The sequence below is a fragment of the Pseudomonas sp. TREG-RG-20F-10-E-6-01 genome (genome assembly GCF_022662455.1).
GTDB lineage: Bacteria > Pseudomonadota > Gammaproteobacteria > Pseudomonadales > Pseudomonadaceae > Aquipseudomonas.
The window spans coordinates 36,438-55,536 of the sequence record NZ_JAKNQP010000020.1 but is presented as its reverse complement, the minus strand read 5'-3'; the positions used below and the strand labels follow the sequence as shown (position 1 = coordinate 55,536).

Below are 19,099 nucleotides of genomic sequence, written 5' to 3'. Positions count from 1 at the left end.
CATGTCCCGTTCCGAAACCCTGTTTGCCAATGCTCAGAAACACATTCCCGGCGGTGTGAACTCCCCCGTGCGTGCGTTCAAGAGCGTGGGCGGTACGCCGTTGTTCTTCAAGCATGCCGAAGGCGCCTACGTCACCGACGAAGATGACAAGCGCTACGTTGACTACGTGGGTTCCTGGGGCCCAATGATCCTCGGCCACAGCCACCCGGACGTGCTCGATGCGGTGCGCCAGCAGTTGCAACACGGCCTGTCCTACGGCGCTCCGACCGCCATGGAAACCGAGATGGCGGACTTGGTGTGCTCGATCGTGCCGTCGATGGAAATGGTGCGCATGGTCAGTTCAGGCACCGAGGCCACCATGAGCGCCATTCGCCTGGCCCGTGGTTTTACCGGCCGCGACAGCATCATCAAGTTCGAAGGCTGCTACCACGGCCACTCCGACAGCCTGCTGGTAAAAGCCGGTTCCGGCGCGCTGACCCAGGGCGTGCCGAGCTCGGCCGGTGTACCGGCGGCCTTCGCAAAGCACACCCTGACCTTGCCATTCAACGACATCGCCGCCGTCGAGCAGATGCTCAGCGAAGTGGGCCAAGAGGTGGCGTGCATCATCGTCGAGCCGGTCGCCGGCAACATGAACTGCGTACCGCCGGCGCCTGGTTTCCTTGAAGGCCTGCGCGAGCAGTGCGACAAGCACGGCGTAGTGCTGATTTTCGACGAAGTCATGACCGGTTTCCGTGTCGCCCTCGGCGGCGCCCAGGCTTACTACGGCGTCACGCCCGACCTGAGCACCTTCGGCAAGATCATCGGCGGCGGCATGCCGGTGGGTTGCTTCGGCGGCAAGCGCGAAATCATGCAGCACATCGCGCCACTGGGCCCGGTGTACCAGGCGGGCACCTTGTCAGGTAACCCATTGGCCATGGCGGCCGGCCTGACCACCTTGCGCCTGATCAGCCGCCCGGGCTTTCACGCCGAGCTGACCGACTACACCACGCGCCTGCTCGATGGCCTGCAACAGCGCGCCGATGCTGCCGGCATCCCGTTCGTCACCACGCAAGCCGGTGGCATGTTCGGCCTGTACTTCAGCGGTGCCGACGATATCGTCACCTTCGATGACGTGATGGGCAGCGATGCCGACCTGTTCAAGCGCTTCTTCCACTTGATGCTGGAAGGCGGCGTTTACCTGGCACCGAGCGCCTTCGAAGCGGGCTTCACCTCGATCGCCCATGGCGACGCAGAGTTGAAATTGACCCTGGATGCTGCCGAGCGCGCCTTCGCGGCCCTGAAATAAGAGGCCTATCAAGCTGACGTTGCCTTGGGTGACGTCAGAATTTGCTACTTTTCTTACAGCGCTTTCCTGCATTTTTCGAGAAATCACCTGCAATCCGGCAGATAACTTGCCCACGCAGCAGAAAAACGAGTAAAGACTTTGTAAGCAGAGGCCTGCTTATTTCATAATGCGCGCTTATTGGACCCGCGAGGGTCCGCGCGCCCCGTCAGAGGTAAGTCGATTCCCATGAAACGCACCGGCCGCACCCTGGTTCTGGGCTGCCTGTTGCTCCTTCAGCCGCTGCTGGCACATGCACAAGCAGGCGGCAACTCGTTGTTAATCCCAGCGATGGGTCGTTGCACCCTCAATACCCAGCCAGACAGCCAGGCCGAAGCCCTGAGCGCGTGCCAGAAACAGGCCGACGGCGGGGATGCGCAGGCGCAATACGAGTTGGGCGAGTACTACCACGACGACAAAAACCCCGCCCGCGACCTCAACAAGGCCTTGAGCTACTTCGAGAAAGCGTCGTTGCAGGGCCATGCCCAGTCGCAATTCGAACTGGGAAAAATGTTTTTCCATGGCGAAGGCGTGCCGGCCAATAACGTCCAGGCCTATATCGTGCTGAAAATGGCCGCGGTCAACGGCGCTGAAGACGCGCTGGACACCGCCGACGAAGTCGCCGAGCACATGCAGCGTGATGAGTTGGAAGTGGCGACCCAGGTGCTGGGCCAGATCTTCCGCAATTACTTGCAGGAATTGCAGAGTGCCGATGGGCGCTCGCCCTTCTCGCCCCTTCCCTGATTTCAGCTAAACCCTTCTACCGCTATTGCAGACAAGCCAGCTCCCACACTTGAACGCGCTCCAAGATTAGAATGCAGTCGAATCTGGGAGCTGGCTTGCCTGCGATGGGCACACCTCGGTCTAACGCGCTACTTCTCAGGCATCGGCATCGGAAACGGCATCACATTGCTGGTGCCACGCGCTTCGCTGATCTTTGGCGTGCCCAGGCGCTCGACTTCGTCGATGCGCACAATCGAATGCATCGGTACAAAGCTGCGTACCACGCCTTCAAACTGCGCTTTCAGCTTTTCCTCGCCCGGATCGACGACCAACTGGGTGCGCTCGCCAAAGACGAACTCTTCCACTTCCAGAAAGCCCCACAGATCACTTTGATAGATCTGCTTGGCGTACATTTCGAACACCTGGCCCTGGTTAAGGAAAATCACCTTATAGATTGGAGCTTCACGTTTGGTCATGGTGGGCGAATAACACATCGGGGATATAAAAGAGGGCGCGAACTATAGCATGGCACCCGATGCACAACGCTAGGAACCAATGGACATGCCCCCTATAATGCGCGGTTCTTTACCACCAGTTGACGATTCCCATGGCCAAGAAGCTTTACATCGAAACCCACGGTTGCCAGATGAACGAGTACGACAGCTCGCGCATGGTCGATCTGCTGGGCGAACATCAGGCCCTGGAAGTCACCGCCCGCGCCGAAGATGCTGACGTTATCCTGCTCAATACCTGCTCGATTCGTGAGCGCGCCCAGGACCGTGTGTATTCCCAGCTGGGCCGCTGGCGTGAGTTGAAACTGGCCAACCCGGACATGGTGATTGCCGTTGGCGGCTGCGTGGCCAGCCAGGAAGGCGCCGCGATCCGCGACCGCGCGCCCTATGTTGACGTGGTCTTCGGCCCGCAGACCCTGCACCGCCTGCCGGAAATGATCGACGCCGCGCGCATCACCAAGCTGCCGCAGGTGGACGTGTCGTTCCCGGAAATCGAAAAATTCGATCACTTGCCCGAGCCGCGCATCGACGGCCCGAGCGCCTATGTGTCGGTGATGGAAGGCTGCAGCAAGTACTGCACCTTCTGCGTGGTGCCCTACACCCGTGGTGAAGAAGTCAGCCGGCCGTTTGATGACGTGCTGGCAGAAATTATCCACCTGGCCGAAAACGGTGTGCGCGAAGTCACCCTGCTGGGCCAAAACGTCAACGGCTATCGCGGTCAGACCCACGATGGTCGCCTGGCCGACCTGGCAGAGTTGATCCGCGTAGTGGCAGCCGTCGATGGCATCGAGCGCATTCGCTACACCACCTCGCACCCGCTGGAGTTCTCCGACAGCCTGATCCAGGCCCATGCCGAAGTGCCGGAGTTGGTCAAACACCTGCACTTGCCGGTGCAATCGGGCTCGGACCGCATTCTGTCGGCGATGAAGCGCAACCACACGGCCCTGGAATACAAATCCAAGCTGCGCAAACTGCGCGCGGCGGTGCCGGGTATCTGCATCAGCTCGGACTTTATCGTCGGCTTCCCTGGGGAGACCGAGAAAGATTTCGAGCAGACCATGAAGCTGATCGAAGACGTCGGTTTCGACTTCTCCTACTCGTTCGTCTACAGCCAGCGACCGGGCACCCCGGCTGCCGACCTGGCGGATGAAACCCCGGAAGCGCTGAAAAAAGAGCGCTTGAACGCGCTGCAGCACCGTCTGAACCAGCAAGGTTTCGAGATCAGCCGACAAATGGTCGGCTCGATCCAGCGCATCCTGGTCACCGACTATTCGAAAAAAGACCCGGGCGAGCTGCAAGGCCGTACCGAGAACAACCGCATCGTCAACTTCCGCTGCGACAACCCGACCCTGATCGGCCAGTTTGCGGATGTGCACATTGATGCGGCGCAACCGCACTCGTTGCGCGGGTCGTTGGTTAACTGATCGCTCTGACCTGATGTAGATCAAAATGTGGGAGCTGGCTCGCCTGCGATAGCGGTGAGTCAGCCGATACAACTGGCGCTGATACACCGCTATCGCAGGCAAGCCAGCTCCCACATGGGAACCGTGCTGCACTTGGGCTAGATAAGTGCTTTCGCACGTCGACGGCTGGCGTTATCCTCTCTTTCACCTCAACAGCCAAAGGGCGGCTAAAAGCGACCTTGAACGCACCCATAGAACCCCATCGTTTTCTTCTCGAGCCTTTTGAGACTCGCCGTTTCGCCAACCTGTGCGGACAGTTCGACGAGCACCTGCGCCTGATCGAGCAACGCCTGAGCATCGAGATCCGCAACCGCGGCAATCAGTTCGAGCTTATTGGTGAACCCCAGCACACCACGTCTGCAGAAAACCTGCTCCGCCGCCTCTACCGCGAAACCAAGGGTAGTGAGCTGTCGCCGGAGACCGTGCACCTGTACCTGCAGGAATCTGCCGTGGAAGATTTGGCCAACAACCCGGTGGCCGAAGCCAGCGTGGCCCTGCGCACCAAAAAAGGCATGATTCGCCCACGCGGCTTGAATCAGCAGCGCTACGTCAAAGAAATCCTCGGTAACGACATTAATTTCGGCATCGGCCCCGCTGGTACCGGCAAGACCTACCTGGCCGTGGCCTGCGCGGTGGACGCCCTGGAGCGCGAGCAAGTGCGCCGCATTCTGTTGGTGCGTCCGGCGGTCGAGGCCGGCGAAAAGCTTGGCTTTCTGCCCGGCGACCTGGCCCAGAAGATCGACCCGTACCTGCGCCCGCTCTATGACGCGCTGTACGAGATGCTCGGCTTTGAATACGTGGCCAAACTGATCGAGCGCCAGGTGATCGAGATCGCCCCGCTGGCCTACATGCGTGGCCGTACGCTGAACAACAGCTTCATCATCCTCGACGAAAGCCAGAACACCACCGTCGAACAGATGAAGATGTTCCTGACCCGTATCGGTTTCGGCTCAACCGCTGTGATCACCGGTGACGTGACCCAGGTCGACCTGCCCAAGGGCACCAAGTCGGGCCTGGCCCAAGTCATCGAAGTGCTCAAGGACGTGCCGGGCATCAGCTTTACGCATTTCATGCCCAAAGACGTGGTGCGTCACCCGCTGGTGCAGCGCATCGTCGAAGCCTACGAGCGCTTCGACCACAAGGACGACGCACCCGCCAAGGACGTTCGCCGCGATGCTTGAGCTTGACCTGCAGCTGGCCACCGACGCGCCCGCCCCCAGCGAAGAACAGTTCCGCCAATGGTGCACGCTGGCCCTGCGCCAGCGCACCGCCGACTCAGAGCTGACCATCCGCCTGGTGGACGAGCCCGAAGGCCGCGAACTGAATCACACGTGGCGCCAAAAGGATTACGCGACCAACGTGCTGTCCTTCCCAGCCGACGTGCCGGATGAGTTACTGGATATTCCGCTGCTGGGCGACCTAGTGATCTGTGTCGAGGTGGTGGAACGCGAAGCCAAGGAGCAAGGCAAGGAACTTGAGGCCCATTGGGCCCATCTAGTGATCCACGGCTGCTTGCATCTCTTGGGTTACGACCATATAGACGATGACGAAGCGCTGGAGATGGAAACACTGGAACAAACGTTGCTTGCTGAATTGGGTCACCGCGACCCTTATGCAGACGACGAAATCGAAACTACACCTCACTGAAACAACAAAGGATTTAGAGTAATCGCTATGAGCGAAGACCGATCGAGCAACGGGCAGAAGTCATGGCTGGGTAAATTGACCCAGGCTTTTGCCCACGAGCCGAAAAACCGCCAGGAGCTGCTTGAGCTGCTGCGCGAGGCCCATCAGAACAAGTTGCTGGACAGCGAAGCGCTGGCCATCGTCGAAGGCGCCATCCAGGTGGCTGACCTGCAAGTCCGGGACATCATGGTCCCGCGTTCGCAGATGATCAGCATCAAGGCGACCCAGACCCCTCGGGAATTCCTCCCGGCCGTGATCGACTCGGCGCACTCGCGCTACCCGGTGATCGGTGAAAGCCATGACGACGTCATGGGTGTCCTGCTGGCCAAGGACCTGCTGCCGTTGATCCTCAAGGAGAACGGCGACAACTTCAACATCAAGGACCTGCTGCGTCCGGCCACCTTCGTGCCTGAATCCAAGCGCCTGAATGTGCTGTTGCGTGAATTTCGCGCCAACCACAATCACATGGCCATCGTGATCGACGAATACGGCGGCGTGGCGGGTCTGGTGACCATCGAAGACGTGCTGGAACAGATCGTTGGCGACATCGAAGACGAGCACGACGTCGAAGAAGACAGCTACATCAAGCCGCTGCCCAGCGGTGATTTCCTGGTCAAGGCGCTCACGCCGATCGAGAACTTCAACGAGTTCTTCGACAGCGAATTCTCCGACGACGAGTTCGACACCGTCGGCGGCCTGGTGATGAGCGCGTTCGGGCATCTGCCCAAGCGTAACGAGACCACCGAGATCGGCGCCTATCGCTTCCGCATCCTGAATGCCGACAGCCGCCGCATCCATTTGATTCGCCTGACACCTATTGCCCGCTAAGGATTGATATGCGCCGTCTGACCCGCCCCGGCTGGCCCGGTAACTTGCTGGCCGTGGTGGCCGGTGCCATCACCACCCTGGCGCTGGCGCCGTTCGATCTGTGGCCATTTGCACTGGTGGCGGTCGGGTTGTTCTATATCGGCCTGCGCGAGCTGACGCCACGTCAGGCCCTGGGCCGTGGCTGGTGCTTCGGCTTCGGCCTGTTTGGTGCCGGCACCAGCTGGATCTACTACAGCATTCACCATTTCGGCGGCGCTTCGGTGCTGCTGGCTGGCTTTTTGATGCTGCTGTTTACCGCCGCCATCGCCTGGTTTTTCGCCCTGCCCGCCTGGCTGTGGGCGCGCTGGCTGCGCCGTAATGAAGCACCGTTGGCCGACGCGCTGACGTTTGCTGCGTTGTGGGTCGGCCAAGAGGCCTTTCGCGGCTGGTTCCTCACCGGTTTCCCCTGGCTCTACTCTGGCTACAGTCAACTCGACGGCCCACTTACCGGCCTCGCGCCGCTGGGCGGGATGTGGCTGATTTCCTTCGCGCTGGCACTGACCGCTGCGGTGCTGTGCAACCTGCCACGCCTGCTGGCGAGCAAGCGCAACGGGTTCATCGGCGCAGGCCTGGTTCTGCTGGTTGCGCCCTGGGCCATAGGCCTGGCGCTCAAGCACCACGCCTGGACCACGCCCTCGGGCGCGCCCCTGACGGTGGCAGCGATCCAGGGCAACGTCGAACAAAGCATGAAGTGGGACCCCGAGCAGCTCAATGCGCAGTTGGCGCTGTACCGCGACATGAGCTTCAGCTCCAAGCGCGTCGACCTGCTGGTGTGGCCGGAAACCGCCGTGCCGGTGCTCAAGGATTCCGTCGAAGGCTATCTGGGCATGATGGGCAAGTTTGCTGCAGACCGGCACACGGCGCTGATCACCGGCGTGCCGATCCGCCAGGAAGTGCACCACCAGAAGCGTTTCTTCAATGGCATCACCGTGGTCGGCGAAGGCGAAGGCACTTACCTTAAGCAGAAACTGGTGCCGTTTGGCGAATACGTGCCGTTGCAAGACATGCTGCGCGGGCTGATTGCGTTCTTCGACCTGCCCATGTCGGACTTCGCTCGCGGCCCGTCTGACCAGGCGATGCTGCAGGCCAAGGGCTATCAGATTGCGCCCTTCATTTGCTATGAAGTGGTGTACCCGGAATTTGCTGCCGGCCTGTCGGCCCAGAGCGATCTGTTGCTGACCATCAGTAATGACACCTGGTTTGGCCGCTCCATCGGCCCGCTGCAACACCTGCAAATGGCGCAGATGCGCGCATTGGAAGCTGGTCGCTGGATGATTCGGGCGACCAACAACGGCGTTACCGGCCTGATCAACCCGTTCGGGCAGATCACCGCGCAGATCCCGCAGTTCGAGCGCGGGATCCTGTACGGCGAGGTGGTGCCGATGCACAACCTCACGCCGTACCTGCAATGGCGCTCATGGCCGTTGATCATCGTGTGCCTGGGGCTGTTTGGCTGGGCGTTGCTGGCGGGGCGGATGTCCAAGACGGTCTGACAGACAAACCCAAAATCAATGTGGGAGCTGGCTTGTGTGGGAGCGGGCTTGCTCGCGAATAGGGTGCATCAGCTAACGAACAGGCTGACTGACGCACCGCTTTCGCGAGCAAGCCCGCTCCCACATAGGCCCACCGCACCGTTGATTTACGGGGTTATCGATAAAACACCCGATACCCCACCTGCCCCACCGCCTCATTGATCAACTGCCCGCTGCGCCACACCGACACAAACTCGGGCATCCAGCCGCCGAGCGGCCGGGCATTGTCCACGCCCAAAAACCCCACCGGCGCCGGCACCACAGTGAAGCCGGCCTTCTCAAAACTCCACACTGCGCGCGGCATGTGCCAGGCCTGAGTCACCACCACTACGCGCTTGATGCCTTGGGGCAGCAGCATCTCGGCACTCATCTGCGCGTTTTCCCAGGTAGTACGGCTGCGTTCTTCCTTCCAGCGCACCGTCACGCCGAAGTCATCCTGCATCGACACGGCCATCAACTGCGCCTCACTGGGCGGCGTGCCGTAGTGCAAGCCGCCGCTGGTCAATACCGGCAACCCGGAGGCCTTGGCCAGTCGCGCGGCATACCGCTGGCGCTCAAGGCCGATGCCGGTGGGCTGATCACTGCCCCAGGCCGGATCACCGCGTTCGCGCCCGGAGCCCAGCACCACAATGGCATCGGCGCGCTGCGCCAATGTTGCCCACTCCTCACGCGCCAACGGTGGCTCGGTTTCCAGCGCATGCGCCCCCCCACTGCACCATCACCGGCAGGCTGATCAGCCACATCCCGCCCAACCCCACCACAAAGCAAAACCCGGCCAGGCGCGGACGGCTTTTACGAAACCACCAGGCAAACACCAGCAGCAGCAAAAAAATGCCGGGCGGCAAGAGCAATTGTTTAATGAAATAACGAAAAGGCATCGGGCATCTCCAAAGATGCCCGAAGCCTAGATGCAACGGGATTTAGCGACAATCTTTACCCACACATTTCGAGAAGGTCACTGGATAACGCGATGTTTCACCGAACGGCCCGAAACTTTTCGGGGCCGCGACCGGCCGCCACATCCTTCAACCAGATTACCTTGGCCGAACGTGATGGCGCCTGGGCTGGCGGGGAAGCCTGCCCTTGAGAGGCACGTTGGTGATTCAATTCCAGGTAAACCTTGATCAATTCAAGCTCAGCCTGGCTCAAGCCTCGCAACTCCAATTCCAGAGGCCGTTCATCACGCAATCGGCCTGCGGTTCTGGCGGCATCCAATGCCCGACCCAAACGGTCGATCAGTCCTTGGTACAACTGCGGTTTCTTTAAAGTTCGCTGCGATTCAACCATCCCCTCACCTCATTGAAGATAAGACTCACTCCCCAATAAACAGCGTAGTCCCCGTGGCTGCGCCTGCCCGGCGCCGCGACAGACGGCCCTGCCTGCGCAATCAGGGTTTCCCTCGATAGAGTGGGGTCATGTATGCTACGGCGCTTCCTGTAACTCCACTTCCCGCAGGGTTTGGGCACGGACGCGCCGCTTTTTGGTGTCGATCAACCTGAACGTTGCACCGAAGAGGATTAGGCCACCCCTATTCAGTTCAAAAGTAGCCATGCACGAACAATATCAGCCCCGTGAAATAGAAAATGCCGCCCAAACCTTCTGGGACGAGCAAAAGTCCTTTGAAGTCAGTGAACAGCCAGGCAAGGAGACTTACTACTGCCTATCGATGTTCCCTTACCCCAGCGGCAAGCTACACATGGGGCACGTGCGTAACTACACCATTGGCGACGTGATTTCGCGCTACCAGCGCATGCTCGGCAAGAACGTTCTGCAACCCATGGGTTGGGACGCCTTCGGCATGCCGGCGGAAAACGCCGCGATGAAAAACAACGTGGCGCCCGCCAAGTGGACCTACGAAAACATCGCCTACATGAAGACCCAGCTGCGCAGCCTGGGCCTGGCGGTGGACTGGTCGCGCGAGGTGACCACCTGCAAGCCCGATTACTACCGTTGGGAACAATGGCTGTTCACCCGCCTGTTCGAAAAAGGTGTGATCTACAAGAAAAGCGGCACCGTGAACTGGGACCCGGTCGACCAGACCGTACTGGCCAACGAGCAGGTCATCGACGGTCGCGGCTGGCGCTCCGGCGCGCTGATCGAAAAGCGCGAAATCCCGATGTACTACTTCAAGATCACCGCCTACGCGGATGAACTCTTGTCGAGCCTCGACGACCTGCCGGGCTGGCCTGAACAGGTCAAGACCATGCAGCGCAACTGGATCGGCAAGTCCAAGGGCATGGAAGTGCAGTTCCCGTACAACGTCGATTCCATTGGCGTTGCCGGCGCACTGAAAGTCTTCACCACCCGCCCAGACACCCTGATGGGCGCGACCTACGTCGCCGTGGCCGCTGAACACCCGCTGGCCACCCAGGCCGCACAGAACAACCCAGAGCTGCAGGCTTTCATCGCCGAATGCAAAGGCGGCAGCGTGGCCGAAGCCGACGTCGCCACCCAGGAGAAAAAAGGCCTGCCAACCGGCCTGTTCGTCGAGCACCCGCTGACCGGTGAAAAACTGCCGGTGTGGGTCGCCAACTACGTGCTGATGCACTACGGCGATGGCGCAGTAATGGCCGTGCCGGCTCACGACGAGCGCGATTTCGAATTCGCCACCCAGTACGACCTGCCGATCAAATCGGTCGTGCGTACCAGCTCGGGTGATACCAACCCGGCTCCGTGGCAAGACGCCTACGGCGAGCACGGCGAACTGATCAACTCCGGCGAGTTCGACGGCCTGGATTTCCAGGGTGCCTTCGACGCCATTGAAGTGGCACTGATCAAGAAAAACCTCGGTGCCTCGCGCACCCAGTTCCGCCTGCGCGACTGGGGCATCAGCCGCCAGCGCTACTGGGGCTGCCCGATTCCGATCATCCACTGCCAAACCTGCGGTGACGTGCCGGTGCCGGAAGACCAGTTGCCGGTGGTACTGCCCGAAGACGTAGTGCCCGATGGCGCCGGTTCGCCGTTGGCGCGCATGCCCGAGTTCTACGAGTGCGCCTGCCCGAAATGCGGTGCACCGGCCAAGCGTGAAACCGACACCATGGACACCTTCGTCGAGTCCTCGTGGTACTACGCTCGCTACGCCTCGCCGCACTATGAAGGCGGCCTGGTGGAAAAATCCGCGGCCGACCACTGGTTGCCGGTGGATCAGTACATCGGCGGCATCGAACACGCCATTCTTCACCTGCTGTACGCGCGCTTCTTCCACAAGCTGATGCGCGACGAAGGCCTGGTCAGCTCCGATGAGCCGTTCAAGAACCTGCTGACCCAGGGCATGGTGATCGCCGAGACTTACTATCGCCGCGAAGCCAATGGCGCCTACACCTGGTTCAACCCGGCGGACGTAGAGCTTGAGCGTGACAGCAAAGCCAAGGTGATCAGCGCCAAGCTGAAATCCGACGGCCTGCCGGTGGAAATCGGCGGCACCGAGAAGATGGCCAAGTCCAAGAACAACGGCGTCGACCCACAGTCGATGATCGATCAGTTCGGCGCCGACACCTGCCGCCTGTTCATGATGTTCGCCTCGCCGCCCGACATGAGCGCCGAATGGTCCGACTCCGGCGTCGAAGGCTCGCACCGTTTCCTCAAGCGCGTCTGGCGCCTGGCGCATGCCCATGTCAGCCAGGGCCTGCCGGGCAAGCTGGACGTGGCGTCCTTGAGCGATGAACAGAAAGCCATTCGCCGCAGCACTCACCTGGCCATTCGCCAGGCCAGCCAGGACGTGGGCCAGAACCACAAATTCAACACCGCCATCGCTCAGGTGATGACGCTGATGAACGTGCTGGAAAAAGCACCGCAGGCGACCGAACAAGACCGCGCGCTGGTCCAGGAAGGCCTGGAAACGGTCGTCCTGTTGCTGGCTCCAATCACGCCGCACATCAGCCACGACCTGTGGAGCCGCTTGGGCCACAGTGGCGCGGTGATCGACGCAGGCTGGCCGGTACAGGATGACAGCGCACTGGTGCAGGACACGCTGCAGCTGGTGATCCAGGTCAACGGCAAACTGCGTGGCCAGATTGATATGCCAGCCAGCGCCAGCCGTGAAGACGTCGAGGCGGCTGCACGGGTCAACGAGAACGTGCTGCGCTTTACCGAAGGCCTGACGATCCGCAAAGTGATCGTAGTGCCTGGCAAACTGGTCAACATCGTCGCCAGCTAATCGGATCGGGCGCAGGGCTTGGGCCCTGCGCCGAACCAAACCTTTAAGGCCTCGATAAGGCCCACATGGTTTCAAGGGGAGCAACAAAATGATCAAACGCAATTTGCTGGTGATGGGCCTCGCTGTGCTACTGAGCGCTTGCGGCTTCCAGCTGCGCGGCACCGGCACCAATGAACTGAGCATCAAGGAACTGGACGTCAGCGCCCGCAACGCCTACGGCGACACCGTGGTTCAGCTGCGCCAGACCCTGGAAAACAGCGGTGTGCACGTCTACACTGGTGCAACCTACAAACTGGTCCTGGTGGACGAGCAGGAATCCCAGCGTAGCCTGAGCTACGCCAGCGCCGGCCGCGCGTCGGACGTTGAGCTCAATACGGCCGTCAACTATGAAGTACAGGGCCGTGACCACCTGTCATTGATGGCCGACAAGCTCGAAGTCCAGAAAGTTGTGAGCCACGACGGCAACAACCTGGTGGGTTCGGACTCGGAGATCATTCAGGTTCGCAAGGAAATGCGTCGTGAGCTGATCCAGCGCCTGATGGTACGTCTGCAACAGCTGACGCCGGAAAAACTGGCCGCTCTGCAGCAAACCGCCGACAACAAGGCCAAGGCTGACGCCGACGCCCTGAAAGCCGCAAAAGAGTACGAAGACAACACGCCGAAACAATCGCCTGTTGAAGTCCCTGTCGAGTAAGCCAGACGGGGCGCCCCTGGCGCCCCGTTTGCCCCGCCTATGAAGCTCGCCCCCGCCCAACTCGCCAAACACCTGCAAGGTGGCCTCGCGCCTGTCTATATCGTCAGCGGTGATGACCCGCTGTTGTGCCAGGAAGCGGCAGACGCTATTCGCAGCGCCGCGCGCCAGCAGGGTTTCGATGAACGCCAGGTCTTCAGCGCCGACGCCAGTTTCGACTGGGGCACGCTGCTGCAAGCCGGTGCGAGCATGTCGCTGTTCGCCGAAAAACGCCTGCTGGAATTGCGCCTGCCCTCGGGCAAACCCGGGGACAAGGGCGCGGCGGCGTTGATGGAATACTGCTCGCGTCCCGCTGAAGACACGGTGCTGCTGGTCAGCTTGCCCAAGCTCGACGGCAGTGCGCAGAAAACCAAATGGGGCAAGGCGCTGGTAGAGGGACCACAGACCCAGTTCATCCAGATCTGGCCAGTGGACAGCAACCAGTTGCCGCAGTGGATTCGTCAGCGCCTGTCCCAGTCGGGGTTGTCAGCGACGCAAGACGCTGTTGAGCTGATCGCCGCCCGGGTCGAAGGCAACTTGCTTGCTGCCGCCCAGGAGATTGAAAAGCTCAAGTTGATGGCCGAAGACGGGCAAATCACCGTCGAAACCGTGCAAGGCGCAGTGGCCGACAGCGCTCGCTTTGACGTGTTCGGGCTGGTGGACGCGATTCTTAACGGTGAACCCGCCCACGCCCTGCGCATGCTCGAAGGGCTGCGCGGCGAAGGCGTGGAACCGCCGGTGATTCTATGGGCGCTGGCCCGTGAGTTGCGGGTGCTGGCCAATATTTCGCTGCAATACAGCCAGGGCACTCCGCTGGACAAATGCTTCAGCCAGGCGCGGCCACCGGTCTGGGACAAACGCAAACCCCTGATGAGCAAAGCCCTGCAACGGCACTCGGCGCAACGCTGGGCGCAATTGCTGCTGGAAGCGCAACGAATAGACGCGCAGATCAAGGGCCAGGCGGCCGGTTCGCCGTGGATGAGCCTGAGCCGTTTGTCACTTTTGATGTCTGGTCAGCGCCTGTCGTTGCCGGCTGAATAACACCGCTTTCAAAAACACCACAATCCCAATGTGGGAGCGGGCTTGCTCGCGAAGACGGTGTGTCAGTTTATAGATCAGGCGACTGGCCCACCGCATTCGCGAGCAAGCCCGCTCCCACATTTTGATCGTGTACCTTTCCTACACCGCGCCGGGCTTTACAGCGGCGTCACTTCGGCAGATGATTTGCACCGCTTCATCCCACCGACAGAGAGTATCGACATGAGCAAAAAGCCATCCAAGCATGGCCCCAACAAGGCCAAATCCATCATCGCCCAGCCACTGTTCCGCAGCCGTCAGGAACGCGCCGGCAAGGGCAAAGGCAGCTACCGCCGCGAAGCCTTCCAGTCTAATAGCTGGGAGGCTTCTTACTTTCTGGCTGCCTGAAGGCAAGCGCCCCTCCGGCATGATAAGGTCTGTACCTGATTTGTAATCCCTGGACCTGTGCATGCCCTCTAGCCTTTCCCGTCGTTGGCACCTTCGCCAATTGATCGCTGCCTCCAGCCTCATTCTGCTTGTCGCCTGCGCGGAAAAACCCACCGCCGCAGACGCGCAACCCCTGCCAAAACTGCAGACTGTGCCGGCCGTCGCGCCCGCCGTCGTTGCTCCGTTGGCCGTGGACAACCTCGATATCCAACCGACCCAGACCTTTGCCGAATGGCAGGCGGCCTTTCGCGTTGACGCGCTGAAAGCCGGGATCACGCCCGCGGTGTTCGACAACGCCTTTGCCGGCGTCACCCCCGACATGGCGGTGATTCGCGCTGACCGCAGCCAACCGGAATTTTCCCGCCCGGTTTGGGAATACCTCGACGGCGCACTCTCGCCGGTGCGCGTACGCAATGGCCAAGCGTTGCTGATCAAGTACGCCGACATCCTGCAAAGCATCGAACAACGCTATGGCGTCGACCGCCAGGCGCTGGTTTCGGTGTGGGGCATGGAAAGCAATTTTGGCCAGTTCCAGGGCAATAATTCGGTGATCCGCTCCCTGGCAACCCTGGCCTACGAAGGCCGTCGCCCGGCATTCGCCCAGGCGCAACTGCTGGCCGCGCTGCAGATCATCCAGCATGGCGACATCCAGGCCGACCAGATGAAAGGCTCCTGGGCCGGCGCGATGGGCCAGACGCAATTTATCCCGACCACCTACAACACCCACGCGGTCGACTTCGACGGTGACGGTCGCCGTGACATCTGGAACAGCCCAGCCGACGCCCTCGCCTCCACAGCGCACTACCTGCAAAGCTCTGGTTGGCAAAAAGGCCAGCCGTGGGGCTTTGAGGTGCAACAGCTGCCGGCCAGCTTTGATTACGCCCTGGCAGACGGCGGCGTGCGCAAGACCGTCGCCGAGTGGCTGAAACTCGGTATCCAGTTGCCACCTGGCGCGAGCATGCCGCCCAACGTCGACCAACTGTCCGCCGCCCTGTTGCTGCCGGCAGGCTACCGGGGCCCGGCGTTTCTGGTGCTGGACAACTTCCGCGCCATCCTCAAGTACAACAACTCGTCGTCCTACGCGTTGGCGGTTGGCCTGCTGTCAGAGCGGTTTGGTGGCGGTGGTGTGATTCGTGGCGATTGGCCCAAAGATGAGCTGCCACTGAGCCGCTCCCAGCGCATCGATTTGCAGACAGTGCTGAGCGCCAAAGGGTATGACGCGGGCAATGCAGACGGCATCATCGGCGCCAACACGCGCAAGGCGATCCGCGCAGCGCAGCAGTCGTTGGGCTGGCCGGCGGATGGGTATCCGACTGTGAAACTGCTGGAATCGTTGCAGAGCCGATAGACCTGCAATGGTGGCGAGCGGGCTTGCCCCGCGTGGGCCGCGAAGCGGCCCTGATCACGCAGAATACGGTGTATCAGCTGCGCCTGAGTGGCTGGTTTTGGGGCTGCTGCGCAGCCCGACGCGGGGCAAGCCCGCTCGCCACAAAAAAGGCCCGCGCGGTGGCTTTATCACCACGTCAGGGCTTGAACACTACATCCTGCTCCAACACCACCCGCTGCGCCCCCGCATCCAGCCGTACCAATGCGCCCATCGGCAGCGTCAGGTTCGGGTCGCAGTGCCCACTGCGCCAGCCGGACAACACCGGAATGCACAACGGTGCGAAGGTCTGCTTCAGCAGTCGCTCCAGCGCTGTTTTATCCACACCCGCCACATCGCCCACCAGCACACCGGCAATCTGCTCCAGCTTGCCCGCCAGGCGCAGGTGAGTCAGCAGGCGGTCGATACGGTAGATCGGCTCGTTGACGTCTTCGATCAGCAAAATGATGCCTTCAGCGTCAATCTCATAAGCCGTGCCCATCACAGCCGCGATCATCGACAGGTTGCCACCCAGCAAGCGTCCACAGGCGATACCTGGCTCAAGGGTGGTCAATGGGTAGGCCACCGGGTGCGCCACTACACTGCCGGCGCCAAGCTGGCCGCGCAGCATGCTGAACAGCGATGACTCCGTGGGCTGTTGCTTGTCGCCCAGCAAATCGGCGTTGAGCATCGGCCCGTGGAAAGTCACGAAGCCCGCGTAGCGGCTGATCGCCAGGTGCAACGCGGTGATGTCGCTGTAACCCACGAACGGCTTGGGGTTGGCGCGCAGCAGGTCGTAATCCAGGCGATCCAGCAAGCGTGGCGTGCCGTAGCCGCCGCGCAGGCAGAAGATGGCATCGATGTCGGGGTCGGCGAAGGCAGCATGAAGGTCACGCAGGCGCACGTCATCGCTGCCTGCGAGGTAACCGTCGCGTTCGTATACACCTGGGAAAATCCGCAGCTCATGGCCACGGGCGCGCATCCATTGCCCGGCTTTTTCAACGTCGAGGGCGGCAGGGCCGGCGGGGGCGATCAGGCCGATGATGCCTTCGGGGCGAAGTGCAGGTACCGCGGCCGCGAGTTGAGTTGTCATCCATGGGTCTCCCTGTATGACGCGGAACGAAATGTGGGAGCCGGACCCTGTGGGAGCGGGCTTGCCTGCGACGCAAACACCTCGGTTTTCAGTCAAACCGAGGCGATGCTATCGCGGGCAAGCCCACTCCTACATAAGCCCGCTCCCACATTGGATCTGCGGTGTTGCGCACATCGTTATTACGAAACCAGGCTGGCCTTGACCAGCTTGGCCTGCTCGTCAGCGTGGTACGAGGAACGCACCAACGGGCCGGACGCCACGTTCTTGAAGCCCATTTTGTAACCTTCCTCGGCGAACCAGGCGAAGGTGTCCGGGTGCACAAAACGCTGCACCGGCAAATGGCTGCGAGACGGCTGCAGGTACTGGCCGAGGGTCAGCATGTCGATGTCGTGTTCGCGCATGCGCTTCATGACTTCGATCACTTCCTCATCGGTCTCGCCCAGGCCCAGCATCAGGCCGGATTTGGTCGGAATGTGCGGCATCATCTGCTTGAATTTCTGCAGCAGGGTCAGCGACCACTGGTAGTCCGAGCCTGGACGCGCGGCCTTGTACAGGCGTGGCACGGTTTCCAGGTTGTGGTTGAACACATCCGGTGGCTCGGCCGCGGTGATTTCCAGCGCGACGTCCATACGGCCACGGTAGTCCGGCACCAGGGTTTCGAGCATCACGTTCGGCGACAACTTGCGGATCTCGCGAATGCAGTCGGCAAAGTGCTGGGCACCGCCGTCACGCAGGTCGTCGCGGTCTACCGAGGTGATTACCACGTATTTGAGTTTCAGGTCGGCGATGGCGATGGCCAGGCTTTCCGGCTCGTTGACGTCCAGAGGCTTCGGCCGGCCGTGGCCAACGTCGCAGAACGGGCAACGACGGGTACAGATGTCACCCATGATCATGAAGGTGGCGGTGCCGCCGGAGAAGCATTCGCCCAGGTTCGGGCAGGATGCCTCTTCGCACACACTGTGCAGCTTGTGTTTGCGCAGCAGGGCCTTGATACGGTCGACTTCCGGCGAAACCGGGATGCGCACGCGGATCCAGTCAGGTTTTTTCGGCAGTTCGGTGGTCGGGATGATCTTGACCGGGATGCGTGCAACCTTCTCGGCGCCGCGCAGCTTGACGCCGGCTTCCACCTTGGCACGCGGGGCCGGACGCTCGGTGATGTCCAGCGTCGGGATCATGGTTTGCACTGCATCAGTAGTCATAATCAGTCGATTCCGCCCGTAAGGGTCGTCTGCTCAGCATAGTCGAGGTGTTTGACGAGCTGCGCACGCAGCCGGGCACTTACCTCGGCAAATTTAATCGGTGTGGCGTGATCGCTCAGTTGGGTCATCGCCAACCCTGCATAACCGCACGGGTTGATGCGCCCGAATGGCGCCAGGTCCATGTCCACGTTCAAGGCCAGGCCATGAAAGGAACAACCGTGGCGGATCCGTAAACCGAGGGAGGCGATTTTCGCGCCGTCCACATACACACCGGGTGCATCGGGCTTGGCCGCGGCGCTCACGCCGTAACTGGCCAACAGCTCGATCAGGCAAGCTTCCATGCGGCTCACCAGGTCACGTACGCCAAAACCCAGCTTGCGCACGTCCAGCAAGAGATAAGCAACAAGCTGACCCGGCCCATGGTAAGTCACTTGACCACCTCGGTCGACCTGCACCACCGGAATATCCCCCGGCAGCAGCAGATGCTCGGCCTTGCCAGCCTGGCCCTGGGTGAATACCGGCGGATGTTCCACCAGCCAGATTTCATCCGGGGCCGAGCTGCCGCGCTCGTTGGTGAAGCGCTGCATGGCATGCCAGACCGGCTCGTAGGCCATCTGGCCGAGCTCGCGAAAGCCCAGGACCTGAGACATCACAGCACCATGTGCACGAAGCCGGTGGCCCGCAGTTCGCTGTTGATGTCGTAGAGCTGGTCTTGACCGGTCGCAACGATGTGCAACTGGATCGTGGTGTACTTGCCGTTGGAGCTCAAACGCTCGTCCACACGGTTGTCGTTGATCGTCGCGTGTTTACGCACGATCTCCAGAATCTTGTCTTTGTTGCCCACACCCGTATCGCTGATCACCTTGACGGGATAGTCCACGTTAGGGAATTCGATCTTTGGCGCCTTTACTTCTACTTCTTTATCGGTCATGGCGTAACGGCCTCGTAAGCGTAAGCCGTGGCGACGGGCAAAGCCCCGCGTCAGGTCGA

General features: G+C 61.1%; 18 protein-coding genes and 1 pseudogene. 12 read left to right on the top strand and 7 right to left on the bottom strand.

The features are described 5' to 3' along the window. Position 1 precedes the first annotated feature (1 nt). On the top strand, positions 2-1,285 hold the full coding sequence (gene hemL / locus L8K08_RS29140; RefSeq protein ID WP_063026923.1) for a glutamate-1-semialdehyde 2,1-aminomutase: 1,284 nt from the start codon (positions 2-4) through the stop codon (positions 1,283-1,285). A 225-nt stretch (positions 1,286-1,510) separates the two neighbouring features. Then, positions 1,511-2,065: a tetratricopeptide repeat protein gene (locus tag L8K08_RS29135; RefSeq protein WP_145162432.1), complete on the top strand. Its 555-nt coding sequence runs from the start codon at positions 1,511-1,513 to the stop codon at positions 2,063-2,065. Between the two features lie 128 nt (positions 2,066-2,193). Here the strand turns inward: L8K08_RS29135 and L8K08_RS29130 are convergent, their stop codons facing one another. Further along, positions 2,194-2,520, bottom strand: a complete 327-nt coding sequence (locus L8K08_RS29130; RefSeq protein ID WP_003194436.1) for a DUF1820 family protein — start codon at positions 2,518-2,520, stop codon at positions 2,194-2,196. 131 nt (positions 2,521-2,651) lie between these two features. Between L8K08_RS29130 and miaB the strand changes: the two genes are divergently transcribed. The 5 genes from miaB to lnt all read left to right on the top strand — a co-directional run bounded on the left by miaB (position 2,652) and on the right by lnt (position 8,065). Further along, positions 2,652-3,980: a tRNA (N6-isopentenyl adenosine(37)-C2)-methylthiotransferase MiaB gene (gene miaB / locus L8K08_RS29125; protein WP_145162435.1), complete on the top strand. Its 1,329-nt coding sequence runs from the start codon at positions 2,652-2,654 to the stop codon at positions 3,978-3,980. Between the two features lie 218 nt (positions 3,981-4,198). Further along, positions 4,199-5,200, top strand: a complete 1,002-nt coding sequence (locus L8K08_RS29120; RefSeq protein WP_242201796.1) for a PhoH family protein — start codon at positions 4,199-4,201, stop codon at positions 5,198-5,200. Further along, on the top strand, positions 5,193-5,666 hold the full coding sequence (ybeY, locus tag L8K08_RS29115; protein WP_145162441.1) for an rRNA maturation RNase YbeY: 474 nt from the start codon (positions 5,193-5,195) through the stop codon (positions 5,664-5,666). The genes L8K08_RS29120 and ybeY overlap by 8 nt, the downstream gene beginning before the upstream one ends. Before the next feature lie 27 nt (positions 5,667-5,693). Further along, positions 5,694-6,533, top strand: a complete 840-nt coding sequence (locus tag L8K08_RS29110; protein WP_015373027.1) for an HlyC/CorC family transporter — start codon at positions 5,694-5,696, stop codon at positions 6,531-6,533. Between the two features lie 8 nt (positions 6,534-6,541). Further along, positions 6,542-8,065 carry an apolipoprotein N-acyltransferase gene (gene lnt, locus L8K08_RS29105; protein ID WP_145162444.1) on the top strand — a complete coding sequence of 508 codons (1,524 nt, stop codon included), beginning with the start codon at positions 6,542-6,544 and terminating at the stop codon, positions 8,063-8,065. Positions 8,066-8,219: 154 nt separating this feature from the next. On the opposite strand, the pseudogene L8K08_RS29100 reads toward lnt, so the two are convergent. Next, a pseudogene (locus L8K08_RS29100) lies at positions 8,220-8,982 on the bottom strand (YdcF family protein). A gap of 97 nt (positions 8,983-9,079) precedes the next feature. Next, entirely contained in the window at positions 9,080-9,391 is a 312-nt protein-coding gene (locus L8K08_RS29095) for a hypothetical protein (RefSeq protein ID WP_242201795.1), read from the bottom strand. Between the two features lie 262 nt (positions 9,392-9,653). Here L8K08_RS29095 and leuS point away from each other — a divergent pair, with 262 nt between their 5' ends. The 5 genes from leuS (at position 9,654) to L8K08_RS29070 (ending at position 15,802) form a co-directional block, all read left to right on the top strand. Next, entirely contained in the window at positions 9,654-12,260 is a 2,607-nt protein-coding gene (gene leuS / locus L8K08_RS29090; RefSeq protein ID WP_145162457.1) for a leucine--tRNA ligase, read from the top strand. A gap of 88 nt (positions 12,261-12,348) precedes the next feature. Then, positions 12,349-12,954 (top strand): LPS assembly lipoprotein LptE, encoded by a 606-nt coding sequence (gene lptE / locus L8K08_RS29085; RefSeq protein WP_145162460.1) that lies wholly within the window; start codon positions 12,349-12,351, stop codon positions 12,952-12,954. A gap of 39 nt (positions 12,955-12,993) precedes the next feature. Beyond that, positions 12,994-14,031 (top strand): DNA polymerase III subunit delta, encoded by a 1,038-nt coding sequence (gene holA / locus L8K08_RS29080; RefSeq protein ID WP_242201793.1) that lies wholly within the window; start codon positions 12,994-12,996, stop codon positions 14,029-14,031. Positions 14,032-14,250: 219 nt separating this feature from the next. After that, the gene (arfA, locus tag L8K08_RS29075) at positions 14,251-14,415 is read left to right on the top strand and encodes an alternative ribosome rescue factor ArfA (RefSeq protein ID WP_003176285.1); all 165 of its coding nucleotides are present in this window, start codon (positions 14,251-14,253) and stop codon (positions 14,413-14,415) included. A gap of 61 nt (positions 14,416-14,476) precedes the next feature. After that, on the top strand, positions 14,477-15,802 hold the full coding sequence (locus tag L8K08_RS29070) for a lytic murein transglycosylase (RefSeq protein WP_242201791.1): 1,326 nt from the start codon (positions 14,477-14,479) through the stop codon (positions 15,800-15,802). 175 nt (positions 15,803-15,977) lie between these two features. Here the strand turns inward: L8K08_RS29070 and L8K08_RS29065 are convergent, their stop codons facing one another. The 4 genes from L8K08_RS29065 to L8K08_RS29050 all read right to left on the bottom strand — a co-directional run bounded on the left by L8K08_RS29065 (position 15,978) and on the right by L8K08_RS29050 (position 19,040). Then, the gene (locus L8K08_RS29065; RefSeq protein ID WP_242201790.1) at positions 15,978-16,910 is read right to left on the bottom strand and encodes an LD-carboxypeptidase; all 933 of its coding nucleotides are present in this window, start codon (positions 16,908-16,910) and stop codon (positions 15,978-15,980) included. Between the two features lie 179 nt (positions 16,911-17,089). Next, positions 17,090-18,085: a lipoyl synthase gene (lipA, locus tag L8K08_RS29060; RefSeq protein WP_164488001.1), complete on the bottom strand. Its 996-nt coding sequence runs from the start codon at positions 18,083-18,085 to the stop codon at positions 17,090-17,092. Between the two features lie 26 nt (positions 18,086-18,111). After that, positions 18,112-18,759, bottom strand: coding sequence for a lipoyl(octanoyl) transferase LipB (gene lipB, locus L8K08_RS29055; RefSeq protein ID WP_106579371.1), 648 nt, complete (start codon positions 18,757-18,759; stop codon positions 18,112-18,114). Next, entirely contained in the window at positions 18,759-19,040 is a 282-nt protein-coding gene (locus L8K08_RS29050) for a DUF493 domain-containing protein (RefSeq protein ID WP_017136054.1), read from the bottom strand. Before L8K08_RS29050 ends, lipB begins: the two co-directional genes overlap by 1 nt. Positions 19,041-19,099: the final 59 nt, after the last annotated feature.